18 protein-coding genes are annotated in these 19502 nt (G+C 40.2%); 5 read left to right on the top strand and 13 right to left on the bottom strand.

Annotated features, from left to right (window positions below; genetic code table 11):
- The first annotated feature begins 149 nt into the window (after positions 1 to 149).
- A complete protein-coding gene (locus LQ226_RS06045) occupies positions 150 to 2285 on the top strand; it encodes an HYR domain-containing protein (RefSeq protein WP_231416949.1) in 2136 nt (711 codons plus the stop codon).
- 83 nt (positions 2286 to 2368) lie between these two features.
- Here the strand turns inward: LQ226_RS06045 and LQ226_RS06050 are convergent, their stop codons facing one another.
- The 5 genes from LQ226_RS06050 to LQ226_RS06070 form a co-directional block, all read right to left on the bottom strand.
- Positions 2369 to 3409 (bottom strand): alpha/beta fold hydrolase, encoded by a 1041-nt coding sequence (locus LQ226_RS06050; RefSeq protein ID WP_231416950.1) that lies wholly within the window; start codon positions 3407 to 3409, stop codon positions 2369 to 2371.
- A 52-nt stretch (positions 3410 to 3461) separates the two neighbouring features.
- The gene (locus LQ226_RS06055; RefSeq protein ID WP_231416951.1) at positions 3462 to 4745 is read right to left on the bottom strand and encodes an MFS transporter; all 1284 of its coding nucleotides are present in this window, start codon (positions 4743 to 4745) and stop codon (positions 3462 to 3464) included.
- Positions 4746 to 4761: 16 nt separating this feature from the next.
- Entirely contained in the window at positions 4762 to 5352 is a 591-nt protein-coding gene (locus LQ226_RS06060) for a TetR/AcrR family transcriptional regulator (RefSeq protein ID WP_231416952.1), read from the bottom strand.
- A gap of 251 nt (positions 5353 to 5603) precedes the next feature.
- The gene (locus LQ226_RS06065) at positions 5604 to 5939 is read right to left on the bottom strand and encodes a winged helix-turn-helix transcriptional regulator (protein WP_231416953.1); all 336 of its coding nucleotides are present in this window, start codon (positions 5937 to 5939) and stop codon (positions 5604 to 5606) included.
- A 133-nt stretch (positions 5940 to 6072) separates the two neighbouring features.
- On the bottom strand, positions 6073 to 6933 hold the full coding sequence (locus LQ226_RS06070; RefSeq protein ID WP_370635446.1) for a VOC family protein: 861 nt from the start codon (positions 6931 to 6933) through the stop codon (positions 6073 to 6075).
- A 281-nt stretch (positions 6934 to 7214) separates the two neighbouring features.
- Between LQ226_RS06070 and LQ226_RS06075 the strand changes: the two genes are divergently transcribed.
- Complete coding sequence (locus tag LQ226_RS06075; RefSeq protein WP_231416954.1) at positions 7215 to 8351, top strand: YibE/F family protein; 1137 nt, start codon at positions 7215 to 7217, stop codon at positions 8349 to 8351.
- On the top strand, positions 8348 to 9112 hold the full coding sequence (locus LQ226_RS06080; RefSeq protein ID WP_231416955.1) for a YibE/F family protein: 765 nt from the start codon (positions 8348 to 8350) through the stop codon (positions 9110 to 9112). Before LQ226_RS06075 ends, LQ226_RS06080 begins: the two co-directional genes overlap by 4 nt.
- Before the next feature lie 146 nt (positions 9113 to 9258).
- On the opposite strand, the gene LQ226_RS06085 is transcribed toward LQ226_RS06080, so the two are convergent.
- Together LQ226_RS06085 and LQ226_RS06090 are read right to left on the bottom strand one after the other, a co-directional pair.
- A complete protein-coding gene (locus tag LQ226_RS06085) occupies positions 9259 to 10323 on the bottom strand; it encodes a mechanosensitive ion channel family protein (protein WP_231416956.1) in 1065 nt (354 codons plus the stop codon).
- 337 nt (positions 10324 to 10660) lie between these two features.
- Positions 10661 to 11692, bottom strand: a complete 1032-nt coding sequence (locus tag LQ226_RS06090) for a serine hydrolase domain-containing protein (RefSeq protein WP_231416957.1) — start codon at positions 11690 to 11692, stop codon at positions 10661 to 10663.
- 329 nt (positions 11693 to 12021) lie between these two features.
- On the opposite strand from LQ226_RS06090, the gene LQ226_RS06095 reads away from it, so the two are divergent.
- Positions 12022 to 12192, top strand: coding sequence for a hypothetical protein (locus LQ226_RS06095; RefSeq protein ID WP_231416958.1), 171 nt, complete (start codon positions 12022 to 12024; stop codon positions 12190 to 12192).
- Positions 12193 to 12338: 146 nt separating this feature from the next.
- Here LQ226_RS06095 and LQ226_RS06100 read toward each other — a convergent pair whose 3' ends face one another.
- From LQ226_RS06100 to LQ226_RS06125, 6 genes are all read right to left on the bottom strand, one after another.
- Positions 12339 to 13253 (bottom strand): FAD-dependent oxidoreductase, encoded by a 915-nt coding sequence (locus LQ226_RS06100; protein ID WP_231416959.1) that lies wholly within the window; start codon positions 13251 to 13253, stop codon positions 12339 to 12341.
- Between the two features lie 245 nt (positions 13254 to 13498).
- Positions 13499 to 14785, bottom strand: coding sequence for a HAMP domain-containing sensor histidine kinase (locus LQ226_RS06105; RefSeq protein ID WP_231416960.1), 1287 nt, complete (start codon positions 14783 to 14785; stop codon positions 13499 to 13501).
- A gap of 94 nt (positions 14786 to 14879) precedes the next feature.
- Positions 14880 to 15554 carry a response regulator transcription factor gene (locus LQ226_RS06110; RefSeq protein ID WP_231416961.1) on the bottom strand — a complete coding sequence of 225 codons (675 nt, stop codon included), beginning with the start codon at positions 15552 to 15554 and terminating at the stop codon, positions 14880 to 14882.
- 57 nt (positions 15555 to 15611) lie between these two features.
- A complete protein-coding gene (locus LQ226_RS06115; RefSeq protein WP_231416962.1) occupies positions 15612 to 16379 on the bottom strand; it encodes a hypothetical protein in 768 nt (255 codons plus the stop codon).
- Between the two features lie 14 nt (positions 16380 to 16393).
- Positions 16394 to 17212 (bottom strand): hypothetical protein, encoded by an 819-nt coding sequence (locus LQ226_RS06120; protein ID WP_231416963.1) that lies wholly within the window; start codon positions 17210 to 17212, stop codon positions 16394 to 16396.
- Entirely contained in the window at positions 17209 to 17940 is a 732-nt protein-coding gene (locus tag LQ226_RS06125; protein WP_231416964.1) for an ABC transporter ATP-binding protein, read from the bottom strand. Before LQ226_RS06125 ends, LQ226_RS06120 begins: the two co-directional genes overlap by 4 nt.
- A gap of 281 nt (positions 17941 to 18221) precedes the next feature.
- Between LQ226_RS06125 and LQ226_RS06130 the strand changes: the two genes are divergently transcribed.
- Positions 18222 to 19298, top strand: a complete 1077-nt coding sequence (locus LQ226_RS06130; protein ID WP_231416965.1) for an iron-containing alcohol dehydrogenase family protein — start codon at positions 18222 to 18224, stop codon at positions 19296 to 19298.
- Positions 19299 to 19502: the final 204 nt, after the last annotated feature.

Raw genomic sequence — 19502 nt, forward strand, 5'->3', positions numbered from 1 at the left:
ACTAAATATTTGTCCCCTCTCTCCCCTATGCATACCTAAGACATTGGACTATTTATAAATCAGGCCAGTCCCCTCCCCTCAATGCCTATACCTCTTTATACTTTTTGGAATATACATAGTAGTACATGTCTAATAGAAAGGAGAATACCATGGCTACTGAAGTGTATGTTCCAACCGATTATCCCACAATCCAGGAGGGGATTGATAATGTTGATCCAGGGGGCACCGTTTATGTTGAAGCAGGCTTGTACACACCCGCAGCTTCTATCACCATTACTAAACCTGTTACGATATTAGGTCCCCAGGCCGATGTTGATCCAAGACCCATTTGCTCGACCACAAGAATCCCTGGTGATCCGACTACAGAAGCAATTGTGGATGGGGGTGGTGCACTCTCGAATATATTTATCATCCAAGCCGATGATGTGACCATTAATGGGTTTGAAGTTCGTAACGGTAACGGAGATTTAATATATTCACCTGTTCCCATCAAGTTTCGACCAATTGTAAGTTACAATATTGTTCACAATAGTCTTACTGATGAAGGAATACAATTACGCGCAATAAGGGATGGATTGATTACCTACAACCATGTTTATGATACAGCAGGAGATGCCATAAACGTTTGTTGTGGATCTACCAACAACACCATAAGCTACAATGAAGTAAACAACATTCGATCCGGTAATGCTGCTTTGTATTTTTATGAAGCCAGTGATTTCATCATAGAACAAAACATTGTTCACGATGTTCGTATTAATGACGGAATTAAGCTCGGCGACAGTGGGGATGACAATCTAACAGGAGGTGTGATCCGTAATAACATCGTTTACGATGTCGCTCAGGATGGAATCACTCTTCGAATGAGTAACACCCTCATTGATGGAAATGAAATCTATAACACCAGAAGTGACAACGGTGCCATCTATATTGACGGGCGGCCTGACTCAATTTCGATTACGAATAACTGCGTTCGCGATAATGGAGAACCTGGTGGTTTAACTTATGGAGTCCGCATCGGCAAAGATGGAAACCTTCCAACCAATGTACTTGTTACAGGCAACAACATTTTTAACAACATTGCCGGTGAGCTTTTTTATAATTCATCGATTCCACCTGCTCTCGACGCAGAGGACAATTGGTGGGGGGATGCTTCCGGGCCGCCTCCAGGTTCAATTGTAGGGAATGTAGATTACTTCCCCTTTCTTACTGAACCTGCGCAAGTTTGTAATCCTAACATTTTATGTCCCGATGATATCATCGTTTCAAATGATCCTGGCCAATGTTCAGCGGTGGTTAGCTACGAGGTCACAGCTAGAAGTAACGATTGTGGCATAGTCGAAATAACTTGCAACGGAAACACTCAGACTTTCTTTCCCCCTCAACAAGAAGTGACGATCACCGAAGAAAAAACGTTTATTGTGGGAACCACTGATGTTACCTGCACCACAACAAATGCCAGTGGGGACCAGGGTGAATGTAGCTTTAGCGTTACTGTAAATGACACAGAACCACCCGTTATCACCTGCCCTGCTGATGTGGTAGTTGGCGTTGGCCCCGGCGAACCAGGGACAATTGTGAATTTCCCGAATCCAACAGTAACCGATAACTGCCAGGGAGCAACAGCAGACTGCACTCCTTCCTCAGGCGACTTCTTTCCTGTAGGCACAACCCCTGTAACCTGTACTGCCACAGATGCATCCGGAAATAAGAGCCAATGTACGTTTAGCGTCAGAGTAGCCCAAATCAATCAACTGAGTGCGGACGTTCTTGTTCGTATTACGAATGAAGTCGATGTCACCGCCCCTATCACACTTGAGCTTCCAACAGAACTTCCCTCAGATCAACTAACGTTTACCCAAAACAACGTACCACCCTCATATTGTATAAATGCTAATAAAGTATATGATTGGATTGTGTTCTGCTCTACTGAACGAGTAACCATTCCTCTCCCAGATGAGTGTATCGTGGCCATACTAGATTGCCAAAACGCCGGCCAAACGATTACAAAAACATGTCGAGTACTATCTGATGAAAGTACTTTTGATATTGTGGGTACTATTCAACCATTTCCACAACAGCCTGAACTAAGTATAGTGCCAATCGAAATCTCAGTCCCTATTATTCTTACCTATCGCTGTAATAATGAATGTATCTGTACAGTTGAAGCTATTGTGACAACCCATGATGAAGTTATCGTTTGTTATCCGGAGGACACATCATTTGAAGCAAGGGTTCGTGATGGCTCATGCAGGATCATTCGTGAAATTGAAACAATGGATTAAGTAGTCAAAAGTTAGAGCTTTTTTTACAGTTCTAACTTTTGATTGAGGTCAGCGGGACAACCTATTTACCCAAAGCCTTCCTTTCACTGTGCAAACGTGTCTTCCATCCATGCCTCAAACGTTTCTTTTTCTTCTATTTGCGGATAATGGGCCGATTCTTCAAATCTGACAAACCCCTTTTCCTTTGCTTTAATCGTGTCAAAGTAGTCTTTAGCCGCCGCAGAAGAAGTCTGGTAATCATAATCTCCCATTATAAAATAAACCGGAACGTCCAAATTTGTAACGATTGAAGGCAGAGGGTGTTCAAATACTTCCGGCAGCAATGCTTCTTGAGAGATAGAAATTCCCCTCAGGTAGCGAATCACGTCCATTAAGTTGTATTCGCTACTCCACATTTTCCCAACCAGGTTCTTATCAGGATTCTCAATCTTCCTCGTTGCTCCTCCATACTTCATAATAGATCTTCTCGGGGTTACAGTCTCTCCGCTATACACCGGCATCTTCACATCTTGGAGCGCTTCCACCACCTCCTGGTCCCCCGCAGCTTTTGCCTCCTTCATTGCAAAATTCCAACTCTCCACCTCACTTTTAACGACATCACTCATTTGTCCAATACCAACGTAGGCTTCAAATTTCTCTGGTTCTTTAGCGGCAGCTTGCATAGCAATATAAGTACCATAAGAGTGCCCAACCAGAATGACTTTCTCTTGCTCCAGTCGATCTGAAACATAGTCGGTTAATGCTAATAAGTCCTCCACTAGTACCGAAGAAGATAAATTCGAATAGTCCTCCAAGAAATGATAAGACTTTCCTGTTCCTCTCTGATCATAATTCACTACAGTGAATTGATCTTCTAAACCGCTCTGATAAGCATCTGCATAGGTTAATTCGGAAGAACCAGGCCCGCCATGCACAAAAATAACCACAGGATGGCCTCGGTCTTGCCCACGTATCATAATTTCATGACCAGTCCCATTAAGATTGACTTGTTCTAATGTACTGATACTGTTATCACCTTTCACTTTTGGAGTCCAGGTGGGGAAGAATAGGGCAACGATTATCAACATAATGGAAATCAATCCAACCAAACTCAGGGTTTTGACCAACACTCTTTTGTCTTTCATATGATCACCTCCACATCCAATTTTTATTGATTGATTAATCAATCATTTTTATTTAAAAATGTTCTACTCTTTCCGTCTGTTCCTCTTTAATCTTTTGTTTGTTTAAAAGAAGATTCTTGTTCACTTTCAAAAACAGAATTAGTCCTAATGAACCAAGAACAACGTACTTCACCCCCATAGCCCACGCTGGAATAAGACCGCTTATAACCACTCCAAGAGCGGCTACTAGCATCGCTATGTATCCCGTGAACTGAAAGGCAGCTAAATACGAACTTCTCTTATCCTCAGGAGCCAAGTCAGCTAACATGCTTTGTTTAATGGGGATATACATGAGTTCGCCGATTGTTACAATAGCCATTAGCCCAATTAATATCAGCGGGGAACTGACAAATATAAACAAGGCATACCCGACCGTATAAGAGATTAACCCGACTACTAAAACAGTGTGATTACTCCATCTCTTAATGAACCACGTTATAAAGCTAGCCGCAAAGACTACGAGAAAAGTATTTTCTGAACGCAAAATCCCAATCATCAACAAGCCATCAATTTGAACATTTATGGATGGGATATTGCTCAATTTCTGCGTTTCAATGGTATGAACAAAATGGAGGCCTAAAAAATTTGTAAGTTGTTCCTCAAGGGATAAAACCAAGATCGCCGCAAACAGAAGCATTACGAATATGCGGTCCCCGAAAACGGTTTTATAATTAGTCCACATATTGTCTTTGGCCTCTGGATTTGATGGTTTTATTGGAGTTTTTATGTAGGATTCAGTGATGAACAGCTGTGTGATGATGGCAGATAATAATGAGACAGCGGATATACTTAGGAACAGTTGAAAAAGATAATGTTGAAACAAGAGGGCACCTACTACTCCAGCAATAGCTGAAGCCATGTTTCCAACCCAGTACAATAACGTAAACACATACCGACGGTTTTCACTAAAAGTGACATCTAACACCATGGCTTGAGAAACGGGACCGATGACCCCACCGAAGAACATAGCAACGATAAAAATACCGAATGTGGCATAAGGAGCATCAAACCAAGGGGAATTCATACAGGCTATTGCGAGAAAAGCAATAGCGGCTCCTACTTCTGACCATACCATTAACCTCTTTCGCCCAATTCGGTCAGAGGAGAAGCCACCAATGATCCCTCCTGCTATTCCAAAGCCAATAAGACTGATGACCATTAAACCCGTTACGACTTCACCCACTTTTTGAGCAAAATACACAGCAAGAAATGGAAGAACCATCATGTTGGAGAATCGAGTGAAAAACTGAGTGATCAATCTTATCTTCACATTGCGATGCAGCTCTTTAAACTTCATACAATCCCTCCTCGTATTATGGATTACTCGGACCAAATAATAGATAAGCCTGGCGAATGAATGTATCCCATCGCTCCATTTCCTCAGCAGAATCGATAAACGTTAGACGAACCCCATTAATAAACGACAAATAAGAATCGCTAATATCATTCGGTTCTAATTGAATGAGCTCCCCCTTCTCTTGCCCCTTTAAAATAAGAGGTCTAAGAGCCTCCCTCAGGTGAAGGGAAAATTGATCAAGTTCCTTAAACAGATCCGGGAACCGTTCTGGTTGACCGATTACATATTGGAGCATGCGAGCGTAAGTGGTTTGTTGGGCAAAGAAACGGAACTGCCTCTCAATAGTCTCTTTAATCTGCTCCGCAGGATGTTCAGAAGGATGCGGAATGCTGAACATTACGGATTTAACTTCTTCTAAAGGCTCGAGTACAGATGCTTTAAAAAGATCTTCCTTATTTTCAAAATACGTAAAAACGGTCCCATAGCTTACTCCAGCTGTTTTAGCCACTTCCTTAATAGTGGTAGTAGAGTATCCGTTAACCGCAAACGTTTGAATACCAGCTTGAAGTATACGTTCTCTTTTTTCTGATGATTTTTGCATGGCCATTATAATCTCTCCCAATAAATAATGATTGATTAATCAATCATTATTATATCTTTCATCTTTCGATTTGTAAAGTTTTCCATAACAAGTGCGTATTCTCTTGTTCTGCTATCGACCTTATGGAACAAGATTTCGAAATACCCTTAGCATCAACTTATTCTTATATCCCTACTAAAAAACCCCTTCCCTCAAAAGGAAAGGAGTCAGGACACCTTCATATATAAAAGAACGCCTACAACCATCTCTGCCCTATTCTACACAGAGTCAGTGGATTCTGATTCGAACTGTTTGGCATGTTGATCTCCCCACTTATGCAGGGTTTCCATAATGGGCTTTAGTTCTTTTCCGTAATCGGTTAACGTATATTCAACTTTTGGGGGGACAGATGGAAAGATCGTTCGGTTGATTATTTGATGATGTTCAAACTCTCTTAAGTGAGTGCTTAGCATTTTTTTAGTAATAGTTGGAATTAATCTCTGCAATTCACTAAACCGGAGTGTTTCATGCTCCATCATGTGAAATAAAATAATATGTTTCCACTTTCCGGTTAAAAGTTCAAGAACTTCATTCGCTTTACATGGTATAGACATTCTCTCATTCCTTCCACAACAAGATAGTCCCTCGATGTAAGAACTTTTCTGCTTAATACGTTACTACGTTTATGTGATGAATTCAAACTAAAAAAGTCCCGACATTTTGTTCATGTCGGGACTTTTTATAAAGTTACTTCACATCTAGTTTGATAACATTCCCTGTAGGATCATGGATTAACATCCTATCTTCGTTCACACGATAACCTAAGCTCTCCAAGCGGTAAATAGCTTCTTGTCTCGCTTCTAATCCAGGAAAGATAAGAGAATAGTGCTGAAGACCAACCCGATTAGTAGAAGGTGATTCAGCTTTTTCTCCTTTCCACGTATTTAATCCTATGTGATGATGATACCCGGCTGTTGAGATGAAAAGGGCCTTATCTAGTTGATCAAACGTCGTCTGAAAACCAAGACCCTTACAATAAAAATCTTTTGCTGCTTGTAAATCACGCACGTGTAAATGGATGTGTCCGATAACCGTCTCTTCAGGCATTCCCTTCCATTTCTCCCCATTTAACTCTGATAGAATCGAGTCCCCGTCTAGTGGCTCCACCGTCATGACAATTTGTTGATCTTCACGCTTCCACTGGTGTGTAGGACGATCATGATAAACTTCAATCCCATTTCCATCTGGATCATCGAAGTATAATGCTTCACTCACAAGGTGATCAGCAGCACCTAAACGGATACCATTCTCAGATAGGTGATAAATAAACGTAGCCAGATCTTTCCGATTAGGCAAAAGAATGGCAAAATGATAAAGTCCTGCCTCTCTTCGATCCTTGGGTTCAATCAATTCTGGCTGCTCGATTCTCACCAGAGGTGTTATCCCATCCGAGGATAACACAACCCTCGTTTTATCTTCCTCGATAACTTTCAATCCCAGTATAGATGTATAAAATGTTTTTGATTTTTCTAAGTCCTGAACTTTTAATGCAACTTCCCCAACTCGAATAGCCGGATCTTGAAAGAACGTTCTTTCCATATTCCTCATCCCTTCATAAACTCATTAGCTTTACTATATTCCCTTTTACAACGACTAACAAGAAGGCACTTAATCCTCCCCTGGTTTCATAAAGGATACTTTCACAAGGGGCGCGGCATGGCCCTAATAAGTATACTTTTAAAGAGGACTTCCATACCCCGCATGATTTAGGATATTCTGGTTTGTGTTTATCTTCTTCCATTTGCTATGATTGTTCAGGTGTTTAAAGAGAATATGGAAAGCTTCTTACCATATATGTAACTTTCCCTCTTAAGAATGGAGGCTTTTTTTTGAAATGGATTGTAGATCTAATTAGAGGATTAACGTACAAGCAATGGATCTTTACTACCTTAATTGGTATCTGTTTTATCGCTTCTATGGTTTTTGTGAATCATAATAGTTCCTTTTACAAACGAACCATAGCTGAAGTTACAGACACTCAATTGGAAAATAAGGAAAATGTGAAGGATCAACATGGAAATGAAGACCAAATTGGAACGCAGCAACTAACCGCTGTTATTCAAAATGGAGAAAGAAAGGGAGACACCGTTCATTTAACAAATAAATATTCCATTTCCGGTGCCTATGATCAACATTATCAGGCAGGTAATGAATTGTTTATTTCTGTGGATAACCGCTCCGCTGAAGGGAAATTATCCGGCTCTGTTTTAGATGTAAAACGGGATAAATACGTTGTATTAGTGGGCTGGTTCTTTATCTTAATGTTACTCGTTGTAGGGAAAAGACGGGGCTTATTCTCATTAATTAGCTTGACTATTAACGCAGGACTCATGTTTTACGCCCTTGATGTATACGTCAATCATGGAAATTGGAGTTTGTTGTGGATCAGTGGTATTTTAGTCATTCTGTTTACAGTCATCTCTTTATTACTACTCAATGGTTTCAATGAAATGACGTATGCAGCAATTGCATCCACGCTCATTGGAATCTTTCTCTCTTTATTGATTACATATGTGGTCATTAAGTTTACAGCAGGAAGTGGACTAAGATATGAAGAAATGCAGTTTCTTACCAGACCTTATAAAGTTGTCTTCATGGCTGGACTGTTCGTCGGGTCACTCGGGGCTGTTATGGATGTCGCCATAACCATTTCATCGTCCATCTTTGGTCTCTATGAGAGCAATCCCACAATTAGCGTCAAAGCGCTACACCAATCAGGAATGGATATCGGAAAAGATGTAATGGGGACGCTCACGAACATATTGTTTTTCGTCTATGCCAGTGGTTCTATACCATCTATCATATTATTCTTAAAAAATTCTTCTGCTTTAGGGTTCACCCTATCGATGAACCTTTCATTGGAGTTCACCCGTGCCCTGGCTGGTGGAATTGGAATCGTCTTAACCATTCCGATAGCTGTGTACACTTCTATATTTTTTGTGAAACGAAAGAGGAATAGTATATGAATGCATTAATGATCCTATCTGTAATTTTATTTGTTCTAATGACGCTTATTGGAGGCAGTAAAGGAGCACTATCGTTCCTTTCTTTGTTTATCAACTTTGTGGTCCTTCTGATCGCGATTTTTCTCATGTTATCACCAGGCATGAACCCTATTATCTTAACGATCATTGCATGCGCTCTCTTTAGCTGTATTAATCTCTTCTTCGTCAATGAAGTAAACAGGAAAACCATTACAGCTTTCATTTCAACGATGATTACGATTGCCGTCTTATTGCTATTAATTGATGTCATAACAAGCTTATCGATGATTCAAGGATTTAGCGAAGAGCAGTCAGAAGAAATTGCTCCATACTCCTTGTTTGTTGGAGTCGATTTCATCAAAATCGGTGCATCTGTCATTATCATTAGCACGATTGGGGCCATTACAGAAGTAGCGATTTCCATTACATCATCGATGGGTGAAACCTTGCTACACCACCCTACCATTAGTCGAAAAGATTTATTCCTATCTGGTATGAGGATCGGGAAGGATATTCTTGGCACGGATACGAATACATTATTCTTCGCCTTTTTTGGCGGGTATATGGCTTTGCTTATTTGGTTTATCGATCTAGATTATTCCATTGGACAAATCGTCAATTCAAAGGTTTTTAGTTCTGAAATGATTACGATCTTTTGTGCGGGGATTGGGATTGCACTAATCATCCCTATTACTTCGTGGATTAATGCTTATGTTGCGGTGAAGAAAGCTCAAACGAGTTAACTTACAAAAGGTTCCTTCGATCTTAACCGAAGGAACCTTTTTTAGACTCTTTAATGGGAAACGTGATTTCAATTCCAACAGGAAATCGGGTGGTTTCCAAGCACACCTCACGCTCAGGTTTAACCGAAAGGAAACAACCTAGCTAGTTAATCCTCCTTCTCCTGAATGGGATAGCCGGATTTAATATGCAAATCTCTCTGTGGAAATGGAATCTCAACACCGTAATGGTTTAATTGTTCATAAATTCGAAAGTTCAAATCACTTTTAATTCGAATGACTTCTTCAGGGTTCGAGATCCAAATGAATAGTTCAAAATCCAAAGATGAGTCACCAAAGCCTGTGAAATTCACAAATGGTTCTGGTGAATCTAAAATGATAGAGTTAGCCACCCTTGCTTCTCTAGCAATGGTTAACAGGATCTCCTTTACAAGAAGAACATCGGTCCCATAAGCCACTCCGATTGGAACGGTGAGGCGAAGTCTTGGGTCAGAGAAGGAGCGGTTCACGACTTTTTCTTCTAGAAAGTAAGAGTTCGGAATAATAATATGCTCGTTCTCAAGTGTACGAACAACGGTAGCTCGCATGCTGATCTTTTCCACGTCACCGATTACGTCATCAATAATAACACGGTCCCCTACTTTTATCGGTCGCTCAAACAGTAAGATGAGTCCTGAGATAAAGTTGGATGCAATATTTTGCATTCCAAATCCAATCCCTACCCCAAGCACTCCGGCAAATACTGTTAGAGCACTCAGATCAATCCCGACGGTCGTTAAGCTTACAAAAACAGCAATCACCATAATTACGTAATGGATAATGCGTTCCATTGTAAATTGCAAGCCTTTGTCTAATTGGTGACGTTCATAAAAGAATGGAAGAATATAATGATTAAGAATTTTAGAAAGTCGACTTGCCAGCGTGATGATTAACAAAGCAATGAGGATTAAAAACAAAGTAACGTTTACTTCACCTATTGAGAAAAAGCTATAAAACAGCCATTTAGAATCAGAGAAATAAACGATCAGAAATACAAGTATTCCGTTATAGGTAAACCACTTTATAAGGGAAAGAAGCGCTTGCCGCACCCCTTCTTTATTTCGGAAAACCCGTTTAATGAAAAGAGATAATATCGATCGGAACAAAATGATCCCGACTACAAATAAAGATACTGTTATGATATCTCCCCACTGCCACATATTCAGTGATTCCATGAACAGGTTTAACACCTCCAACATATACTTCTTATGCTTTTCAAAAGGATTATTTCAAATAAAATAAGCAACCCTTGTGGTTGCTATTTTACTAATCTATTCAATATCCCTGGTAGATATGAAATCGTCCTTCTACTCTTTTTTTCGACAAAAACATCAAATTCCCTTCTTGATATACCTATTGATATGGTAAGGAGGAATAATCTCAGTCCTTATGATGGACATTCTTAAGAGGTTTTTTTGAACTGATTTTATTCATAAATATTCGGAGTTGCTACTAAGTATGTTCCTAATTATAAAGGAGTTGATCAGTCCCCTTTTTCGCTCTAGCTTCTTATCATGTAGCACTTGTCTTTGCAGCACATTGATAAACCATATCTCCAAAAGAACGAATGTCCTCGAGATAATCGAATCCTTCAGAAGAACCGTATCGGTTAAACATTCTCACTGCAACGAGGTCTTCATCTGGGATCACAAGCAGCGCAACATTTGTATACCCAAGTAATTGATAGGAACCCTTCGGTACTCCGTCACCAAGTTGGTTAAAGCTATAGTTCGTGTCTTTGACAAACCATAAACATCCGTTCTTATGGATCGGAAGACTCGGATCAGGTGTCTGGATGGATGTCGCCAATTGAATAATTTCTCTAGGAACAAGCTGACGATCTCCCCATTTTCCTTCTTTTAAATGTAGATATCCCCATAGCGCAAGCTCTCGGGCAGACACATACATATTCATTCCTGAACCATCGACCACATCTGTTTCAGTCCAATAGACGTTATTAGTATCTCGAATAGTGCTTGCTATTTTGGAATGTGGCTGACTCATCTTAATCCATTCTGTAGATTGGAAGCCGACCGGATCAAATACTTGCTCTTTTACAATCTCAGCAACGGATTGTCCTGTAGTTTTATGGATAATGCTTGTCAGCAAATCAATGCTAGGGCCGCGGTATGCCCATGATTCCCCAGGATGGAAGTTACGAACTAATTCCCCATCCACTATTTGTAACCCATGTGTGTGGGTTAATAAGTGACGGATGGTTACACCTTCATACGGGGATAAATGAGAATCTTCAACATAATGCCAAATTGGGTCATTTATAGAAAAGTAACCATGGTAGATTGCATACGCAGCTGCAAATCCGATATAAGCCTTCCTTACAGAGGCAATGTGGAATTGAGTACCCCCTTGAACCTTTCGAGCGTTAGGGTCCTCAGACTGATAGCCAAAATAAGACTCGGTTATCACCTTGTCATTTTGAATCATATATAAGGCCCCACCACTTGCCCCTAACTTATTAGCACTTTCTTTCACATGAGTATGTACATCTTCAAATGCGTTTGTGTAGGTATGGTTTAATTGCAATTCATCCACTCCTCTTTAAAGATAAAAGGTCACCAATATATTCTCGTAGCATTCCAATTATTTCAAAACCCTTCGCATTACACAACCTTATTTTCCACCAAAAAGAACCTTCTATTTATAGGTGATCAGTTCAGTTTTAAAGTGCAATATTTACAACTTGCACCCCACTGAACTACTTTTTTATGTGAAATTGTAGGGTGAACTGCATGTTAATTTGCAGCAGTAATCAATATTGATATGGTAAAATGAATTAAACGAAGCAGTTTTGAGATGCTTTATAAAGAAGTGGACTAGACTTTAACTGAAAATATTTTGAGGGGAGCAGAAAAATGAAAAAGGTAAGAATTTTATTTTTTGCTGGCTTACTCTTATTTTTGTTAGGAATATATTTATCTACTTTTTCATTAACTTATTGGGTTATAATCGGTACATTACTTGGAATAATCGGTGGCTTTTTAATGGGTGGTAGTACATATTTCTTACCTAAGCCTAAGAAATGAAAATCCTTCTAATATTTTTAATGCTTATTTTTCAAATTAAATAAAGTAACGGGTGACGTGAACGTTCGTATAAGAAGAAAGAGCATTTTCCAAAAAGGAAAATGCTCTTTTTTGTAGTAACATTTGAACTAAAAAGTGAAACCTAGTTACCCTTTCCGATCCCAGGCATTTACAGCAAGTTCATGATTTAAGGCAACCGCCAGCTCATATCCTTCACTAGCCGCCTTCAGTAATCCAGAAAATCCATGTCTAGAATCACCAATCACATATAGTCCATCTACAAGCGTTTCACATCCATCTTTAGTGTAATATCCGCCCATATCGGTGAATTCTATATCAAAGTATTCATGAAGGGGGAAGGACTGGGATTCGCTTGTTTCCAATATAAATCCTCCTGAACGGTCGTAAACCTCATCTGACTCTGTAACGACATGTTTAAGATATCCATCTTCAGAGACCAGTTCACGAACGGTTTCTTCTATAAGCGCGACTCCGTGCTGCTTTAAGTCCTCTTTCTCCTCAGAGGTAATTTCTGCAGGTCCATTCGTAAAAATCATTAGATCCTGGCTCCAGTTATAAATCAGTTTCACATAATCTAAGATCCCTGGATCATTCCCAAAGACGGCTAACGGTTCCTCTCTGCGCTCCCATCCGTCACAGTAAGGACAGTGAAAAACGCTTGTCCCATACACAAGGTCTACGCCCTTAATATCCGGTAACTCGTCTTTCATTCCTGTGGCGACGATTACACGGTCGGCTGTATAGTTTTGTCCATCTCCGTGAATATGGAAGAGTCCACTGTCTTTATGGAGCGAAGTTACTTTACTCTCTATATACGAAACACTCGGATAAGCTTTGATTTCACCGATTCCCATTTCCTTAAATTCCTCTGGCTTCACACCATCTCGAGTAAGGAAACCATGGGAAGCTTTTGTAACGTTATTGCGTGCTTTATTCTCATCAAGAACAAGTACATTTCTCTTTGATCGTCCTAAGACAAGAGCTGCATTTAAACCTGCCGCTCCTCCCCCAATAATCACCACTTCATAATGCTCACTCATGCTCAACGCTCCTTTTACCGCTGTTAAACTCGCTTTATCATTCCCACATATCACCGATACAAATCACTAGTTTTTTCTAATTCGAACTTACTAGTGATGGAGTACTCCTATTCCTTTTCTCCTTTATCTATAAACGAAATAGTACTCTAGAGTGAATAAACTTAATAAAACAGCGAAGGCTAATTCGCTCTAAAGGAGTGAAGAGTGTTACGCCAGGCTTAGCAGTCTCGCAAACCAACGATCGTTCAGCCAAATAGTGTAATGGAAATACTAGCTCCTCCATCATTCCATACATTCACCTCGCCACGATGAGCTTCAATGATGTTCTTAACGATCGATAAACCCAGTCCTTGCCCTGAAGTACTAGGGTTACCCCTATAAAATTGATCAAATACTTGAGGCAACTCAGCACTATGAAACCCAGGGCCATTATCACTTATGGTGAGTTCAACCGCTCCATCTGTTAAATCTAGGTGAGCATGGATCGTACTACTAGATGGTGTATAACGAACGCTATTTGAGATTATATTTTCTATAACTTGACGCATGCGATCCGGGTCGATCGAAATATCTTTATGAACCGATCGTTCATCACTTAATTGAATCGAATAATGGTCACCTTTAGCTTCAATATAAGTTCGAAAGGATTGTAGTTCTTTTTCAAAGAAAGATTTTGGTTCAACCTTTTGCAGTTGGATAGGAAACGACCCTCCATTAATCCTCTGGACCTCCCCCACCTCATGCACGAGGTTGGTTACACGATCAATCTGCTTTAAAATAGCCGCACTGTATACGCGCTCATTGTCATCTATTTTTCTGTCTAAAACTTGTGCATTCGACTTCATAATCGTTAAAGGCGTCTTCAAATCATGTGTCACAGCGCTTAGGAAATCTTGACGCTCTTGTTCAAGCTTCCATTGCTTTTCTAAAGACGTATGTAATTCTTGTTTCATGGTCTCAAAAGCTCTTGCCAAATCCCCTAACTCATCACTCCGGTTGGCGGCATGTAGCGTAAAATCCAAATCTTGTTCTTTAATAGAATCAATAGCTCCTGCTAATTCACGAATAGGCGTAAACAAGCGCCTGCTTAACTTCCCTCCACATACGTAGGTGTAAAAAACGATAAACAAAAAAGGAGCAAGAATGATTAGGAGCGATAACCTCTGTATAGGTGTACCTGACTCTAACTGATAGGTTAGCTTTACCATCCCAACCAGTTCTTCTGAAGAGGACAAAATCGGTAAATACTTTTGATAGGAATCATTTTCGAAATCGGTCGTATTTACCTTCTCTATGATTGGCAATTCCATACCTCGGGCTTCCGTTGAACCGTACAAGAGGCTGCCATCTTTATCGTAGACATGGTAAGTCATTCCATCTAACGGTACCTTCTCATTTAACCGCTCCCTGGAAACAGATGGATGATCCACCAGCTCACTCTTAGCCGTCTTAATAAAAGATGTAACCTCAGGAATTTGTTTTTCATAATAATTGGCGTGGCTTTCTTCATCTAATCGCAAGACCAAAAGCAAAATCAATCCCCCCAGCAAAAGCGTAGATAGAAAACTGTAGGAGATCGTTTTAATAATCGTCCATTGAATTTGTTTTTTTAATGTACTTCTTTTCCTACCCAATTCTATATCCTACTCCCCATACCGTTTGCAATAGGTGAGCCTGAGTGTCAATTCGCTTTACCTTAGCACGAATATTACGAATATGTTCTGTAATGGTAGAGGCGTCTCCGTCCGCCTCTAGCCCCCATACCCGCTCATATAGTTGGTCCCTCGAGAAAACTTGACCTGGGAAGTCAATAAGAACTCGGACGATATCAAATTCCCTTTTCGTCAAAGGAAGTATGGTTTGTTTATAATAAGCCTCATAGGTAGAGACATCCATTACGAGAGATTTATACGTTTTCGTTTGAGAGCTCTTCTGATACCGCTTCTCCCTTCTTAAATGAGCTTTCACTCGGGCCACCACTTGCTCGTTTGAGAATGGCTTCTCAATATAATCATCCGCCCCTTCATTTAACCCTTGAATTTGGTTAGGGATCCCAGACTTAGCTGTCAGAAATAGAATAGGTACTTCTGAACGGTATCGAACTTCGCGGCAAACTGTTAACCCGTCTACGCCTGGCATCATCACATCAAGAAGGACTAAATCAAACGACGTTTCTAGTATAGATTGGATGGCTTCTCTACCATCGTGAATCTGCGTCACTACGTATCCCTCATCACTTAGAACGTCAGCTAAAATCGCTGTAATATCTGGTTCATCGTCTACAATCAGAATCTTTTCCATAAACGCCCCTCCTTCCAATTCTATCCTTCTAGTATAATCGATTTCCCCGGGCATCGACTACTTAAAATCATACCTCTCCCAGCGGACAAGTGTTCCCATCCCAAACCCAATAATGAGTATGGCTAGGAATCCGTAAATAGAAGAAATGCCTGATTCTGCTAAAGAAATGAAAATAGACTGAGTAGGAAGAAGCATAAATAGAAATGCATCAGTAAAATATACCGGAGCTCCACATAAAAGGATGTAGATCAGAAAAGCCAGCATCGGATTGTTGACCCATAAAGCTACACACGAACTAATTAATATAGCTGCTATAAGGATGATATAAAAAACGCCATAAAACTGTAGAGTATAGAGATAACCTCCAAGGATAGTAGTAGGCTCTGATTGTTGAAAAAGAAAAACACGGCTTGGCATATCATACAATAAAAATCCAGCTACAATTGATATACTCAAAATTCCAACTGTAAGAATACCCCCTAATTTCAACAAACTAAACCACTTTGCCATTAAGAAAGAGAGACGCTTAAAAGGGCGACTCAATACCATATTGTATACATTTGTTTTCACTTCACTATTAACGGAGATCATCGTCACGATTGGCATAAGAAGAAGCGTAATATAAAATGACACTTCCCTTAAGACAAACCAAGGAAAATTAACCGCATTAAGCTTCGTATTCTGACTGCTCGTGAACTGTCCATTATCATACATGGTTAAGAAATAAATCGTTATAAACGTAATAAGTCCCATCATAATAACTAAATTTCTTACAACTCTCCTCGCTAATAAACGTTCCCATTCACTCTGAATCAACTCTTTCATATCCAACTTCCTCCTTAGTTAAAGTAACTCCTTCTTGTGAATACCAAGTAGGATCCTAAAAGGAATCCACATACATACACGGTTATGACACTTAAAAGCCACGCTAGATTTCTTCCATTTAACAACATAAGAGCAATACCAGAATATTGAACCTTTGTTATTGAAGCATAAATAACCGGCAAAACGTTAATGTGAAAGGCCGTTGATAATTGCATGAGCTCAGGCACGGCAATAAGGAATACAAGCAGACTGACTCCTGCTGCTAGTAAAGCGTTCACAGACGGACAAAGTGTGCCTGCAAACAGAAACAAGGATAAGACAGCAATGATAGAAAGATAGGCCAATCCATAATAAGCGATCGTATAAAGGCCCATATCCACATTCGAAATCCTATCAAAGCTTATAAATTGAATAGACTGTTCTGGCATTCGAAATAAAAAGAGTCCTACTAAATAAGAAGTCAGGCCATACACCCCTAGATAAAGAAACAGGGTTGTTGCCATTACACCAAGTTTAGCAAAGAATAGTTGTTTTAATGAGTAAGCCCTCTGCAGCAGCAGCCTTAGCTGTCCTTTTTGTTGTTCTTCTGTTACAACAAAACCCACAAGAACAAGAATGACAACATTGAATGTAATAAACAGGTGTTCTGAAAGGCTTAATACAGGAAAGTTCATAACGGTGGCATAATTTACAGCCTCTTCTGTAGAGGACTGGTTACGAAATTGGTAGTAGAATCCTAGCACAACATTAAGAATGGGCATGGAAAACAAAGCGAAAGCGACAAATGACCTCGACCATAGGCGCTCCCATTCACTCGTAAACAAGGCTTTCATGACGTCATCATCTCCACAAATAAATCTTCAAGGCGCATTTCTTTATCTTTCATGAGATCGTCTACTTGCCCTTGATACAAAATACGACCTTCTCTAATTAAAATATAGTGGTTGCAAATGTGCTGCAGCTCATCCAGCAAATGACTCGATATGAAAAACGTAATGCCTTTCTCTTGATTCAATGAGATGATAAGCTCTCTAAGCTCTCGCATTCCAATAGGATCAAGCCCATTTGCCGGTTCATCCAAAAGTATTAAAGACGGGTCCCCAAGGAGGGCTTGAGCAATACCAAGGCGCTGCTTCATCCCTAAGGAATAGGTATGGATTTTATCCTCTCCCCGTTTTTCTAGTCCGACAATCTGAAGCACTTCCTCGACCTTTTCCTCTCTTTCTTCTTTCGTATAACCATGAAGTCTTGATAAGTTCAGAAGCATTATACGACCTGTTAGGTAGTCATAGAACAGAGGGGATTCGATCATCGCGCCTACGTGTTTTAAAGCTTCTGGCCTATTTCCATTCACATCCACTCCATTAAGAAAGACGGATCCTTGAGAGGGTTTCACTAATCCCATCATCACCCTCATAAGCGTCGTCTTACCGGCTCCATTTGGTCCGAGAAATCCACAAATCGAACCTGCCTCCACATTTAAGGAAATATCTTCAAGCAACACCTTCCTCTTCACTCTTTTCGTAATGTTCACTGTTTTAATCACATTTTCATTCTTCAAAATAACCCCTCCTTCATTCGATACATTCATCGTACATCGCAACTATCAAGAAAAAATCAAGATTCCCCTGTAATTAAAAAAACTTCGATGGAAGAGAGAATAATATTCATCTATCAAATTTGACTAATAATATTTTTTGATTATTCTAAATACCAATCAAAAGTGTTACGATATGGTCAAACCTTTAAGGACTACTATAGTCAGTTACGAAGGAGTTACTCACCTTGAAATGATTTTATGTGGTTCAGAATAGGATTCTTTTATTTGAAGGAGTGAATGGAATGGTAAACCCAGATGAAATTCTTAGAAGTGGACCGAATCAATATATTTGTGAAGAAGGTATTCTTAAAGACCTCTCTACTTTCATAGAGTCGTTTCAGTCTCCCCTAATCGTTACTGGTTACAAATCATATGAAGCTTTCCGAAACTATGCATCTCTACCTCAGACGAAAGTCTATCAGCACGATGGCTATTGTTCAGATGAAGCGATCGATACGATCACAGCCTTTGCGGGAGAGTCTGATGTCATTATCGGAATCGGAGGCGGAGTCATACTAGATACAGCGAAATCGGTCGCAGACCATATGGGCGTTGAGGTTACAACGGTGCCAACCGTGGCTGGAACATGCGCTGCCGCTACTCCGTTAAGTGTCATGTACGATGACACTGGCGCATTTGTTCGTGTCGATTACCACAACCGGACGATTCACCTTGCTCTAGTCGACCCTGCTTTCCTACTAACTTCTCCTATCGAATATGTAAAAAGCGGGATTAGCGATTCACTCGCGAAATGGTACGAAGCAGAACCAATTATCCGTAATGACCAAAATGAAGACCTGTCCATCATGGTCAAGGTCGCACTAGACCACGCTTCCTACATAAAAGAGATCCTACTACACGAAAGCCGCGCTGCTATTGAAAGCATGGAATCGAATACAATAACTTCATCTTTCAAAAACGTCATCGAAGCGATCATTCCTTTATCCGGTACAGTTGGAGGGTATGGAGGAAAGTACGGCAGAACAGCAGGAGCTCACGCGATCCATAATGGATTAAGTTTTATTGATGAAACCCATTCGGTTCTTCATGGACACAAAGTGGCTTACGGGATTCTAGTCCAGCTCGTTCTTGAAGGGAAAACAGAAGAAGTGAAAAACCTGCTTCCTTTCTATCAAGATCTTGGATTTCCTGCGAGTTTAGAAGGGTTGAACATTGTTGAGAACAAAAACAAGGCAATGCCCATTGTTGCCGCTCATGCCGTGAAGCCGGACGAAACGCTTAGGTTGATCTCATCCTTTACGAAAGATGATGTGGTAGAGGCAATGGAGTATTTGGAGAGAGTTTTGGTGGAGAGATAATGAATTGGAAAAGGACATGATGGGCTCCCATCATGTCCTTTTTTATTTGAACGATTGGTTCTAGAATATGCTCCAGCGCTATTGGGTTTTAAATATCGGAGTTGCTACTAAGTAAAAGAAAGACAAATGAATTCACAGTATTAGACCATCAGTGACCTTTTGAAAGCTAAACGTAACTCTACGGAACGTTTGTTGCGATGAAGC

This window comes from Pontibacillus sp. HN14 (assembly GCF_021129245.1).
Classification (GTDB): domain Bacteria; phylum Bacillota; class Bacilli; order Bacillales; family BH030062; genus Pontibacillus.

Excerpts from the sequence above, each read along its gene's own strand:
- LQ226_RS06110 (WP_231416961.1), bottom strand. The coding sequence starts at position 15,554 with ATGGAAAAGATTCTGATTGTAGACGATGAACCAGATATTACAGCGATT.
- LQ226_RS06060 (WP_231416952.1), bottom strand. The coding sequence starts at position 5,352 with ATGGCCATGCAAAAATCATCAGAAAAAAGAGAACGTATACTTCAAGCT.
- LQ226_RS06050 (WP_231416950.1), bottom strand. The coding sequence starts at position 3,409 with ATGAAAGACAAAAGAGTGTTGGTCAAAACCCTGAGTTTGGTTGGATTG.
- LQ226_RS06045 (WP_231416949.1), top strand. The coding sequence starts at position 150 with ATGGCTACTGAAGTGTATGTTCCAACCGATTATCCCACAATCCAGGAG.
- LQ226_RS06070 (WP_370635446.1), bottom strand. The coding sequence starts at position 6,933 with ATGAGGAATATGGAAAGAACGTTCTTTCAAGATCCGGCTATTCGAGTT.
- LQ226_RS06115 (WP_231416962.1), bottom strand. The coding sequence starts at position 16,379 with ATGAAAGAGTTGATTCAGAGTGAATGGGAACGTTTATTAGCGAGGAGA.
- LQ226_RS06055 (WP_231416951.1), bottom strand. The coding sequence starts at position 4,745 with ATGAAGTTTAAAGAGCTGCATCGCAATGTGAAGATAAGATTGATCACT.
- LQ226_RS06130 (WP_231416965.1), top strand. The coding sequence starts at position 18,222 with ATGGTAAACCCAGATGAAATTCTTAGAAGTGGACCGAATCAATATATT.
- LQ226_RS06120 (WP_231416963.1), bottom strand. The coding sequence starts at position 17,212 with ATGAAAGCCTTGTTTACGAGTGAATGGGAGCGCCTATGGTCGAGGTCA.
- LQ226_RS06065 (WP_231416953.1), bottom strand. The coding sequence starts at position 5,939 with ATGTCTATACCATGTAAAGCGAATGAAGTTCTTGAACTTTTAACCGGA.
- LQ226_RS06095 (WP_231416958.1), top strand. The coding sequence starts at position 12,022 with ATGAAAAAGGTAAGAATTTTATTTTTTGCTGGCTTACTCTTATTTTTG.
- LQ226_RS06100 (WP_231416959.1), bottom strand. The coding sequence starts at position 13,253 with ATGAGTGAGCATTATGAAGTGGTGATTATTGGGGGAGGAGCGGCAGGT.
- LQ226_RS06085 (WP_231416956.1), bottom strand. The coding sequence starts at position 10,323 with ATGGAATCACTGAATATGTGGCAGTGGGGAGATATCATAACAGTATCT.
- LQ226_RS06080 (WP_231416955.1), top strand. The coding sequence starts at position 8,348 with ATGAATGCATTAATGATCCTATCTGTAATTTTATTTGTTCTAATGACG.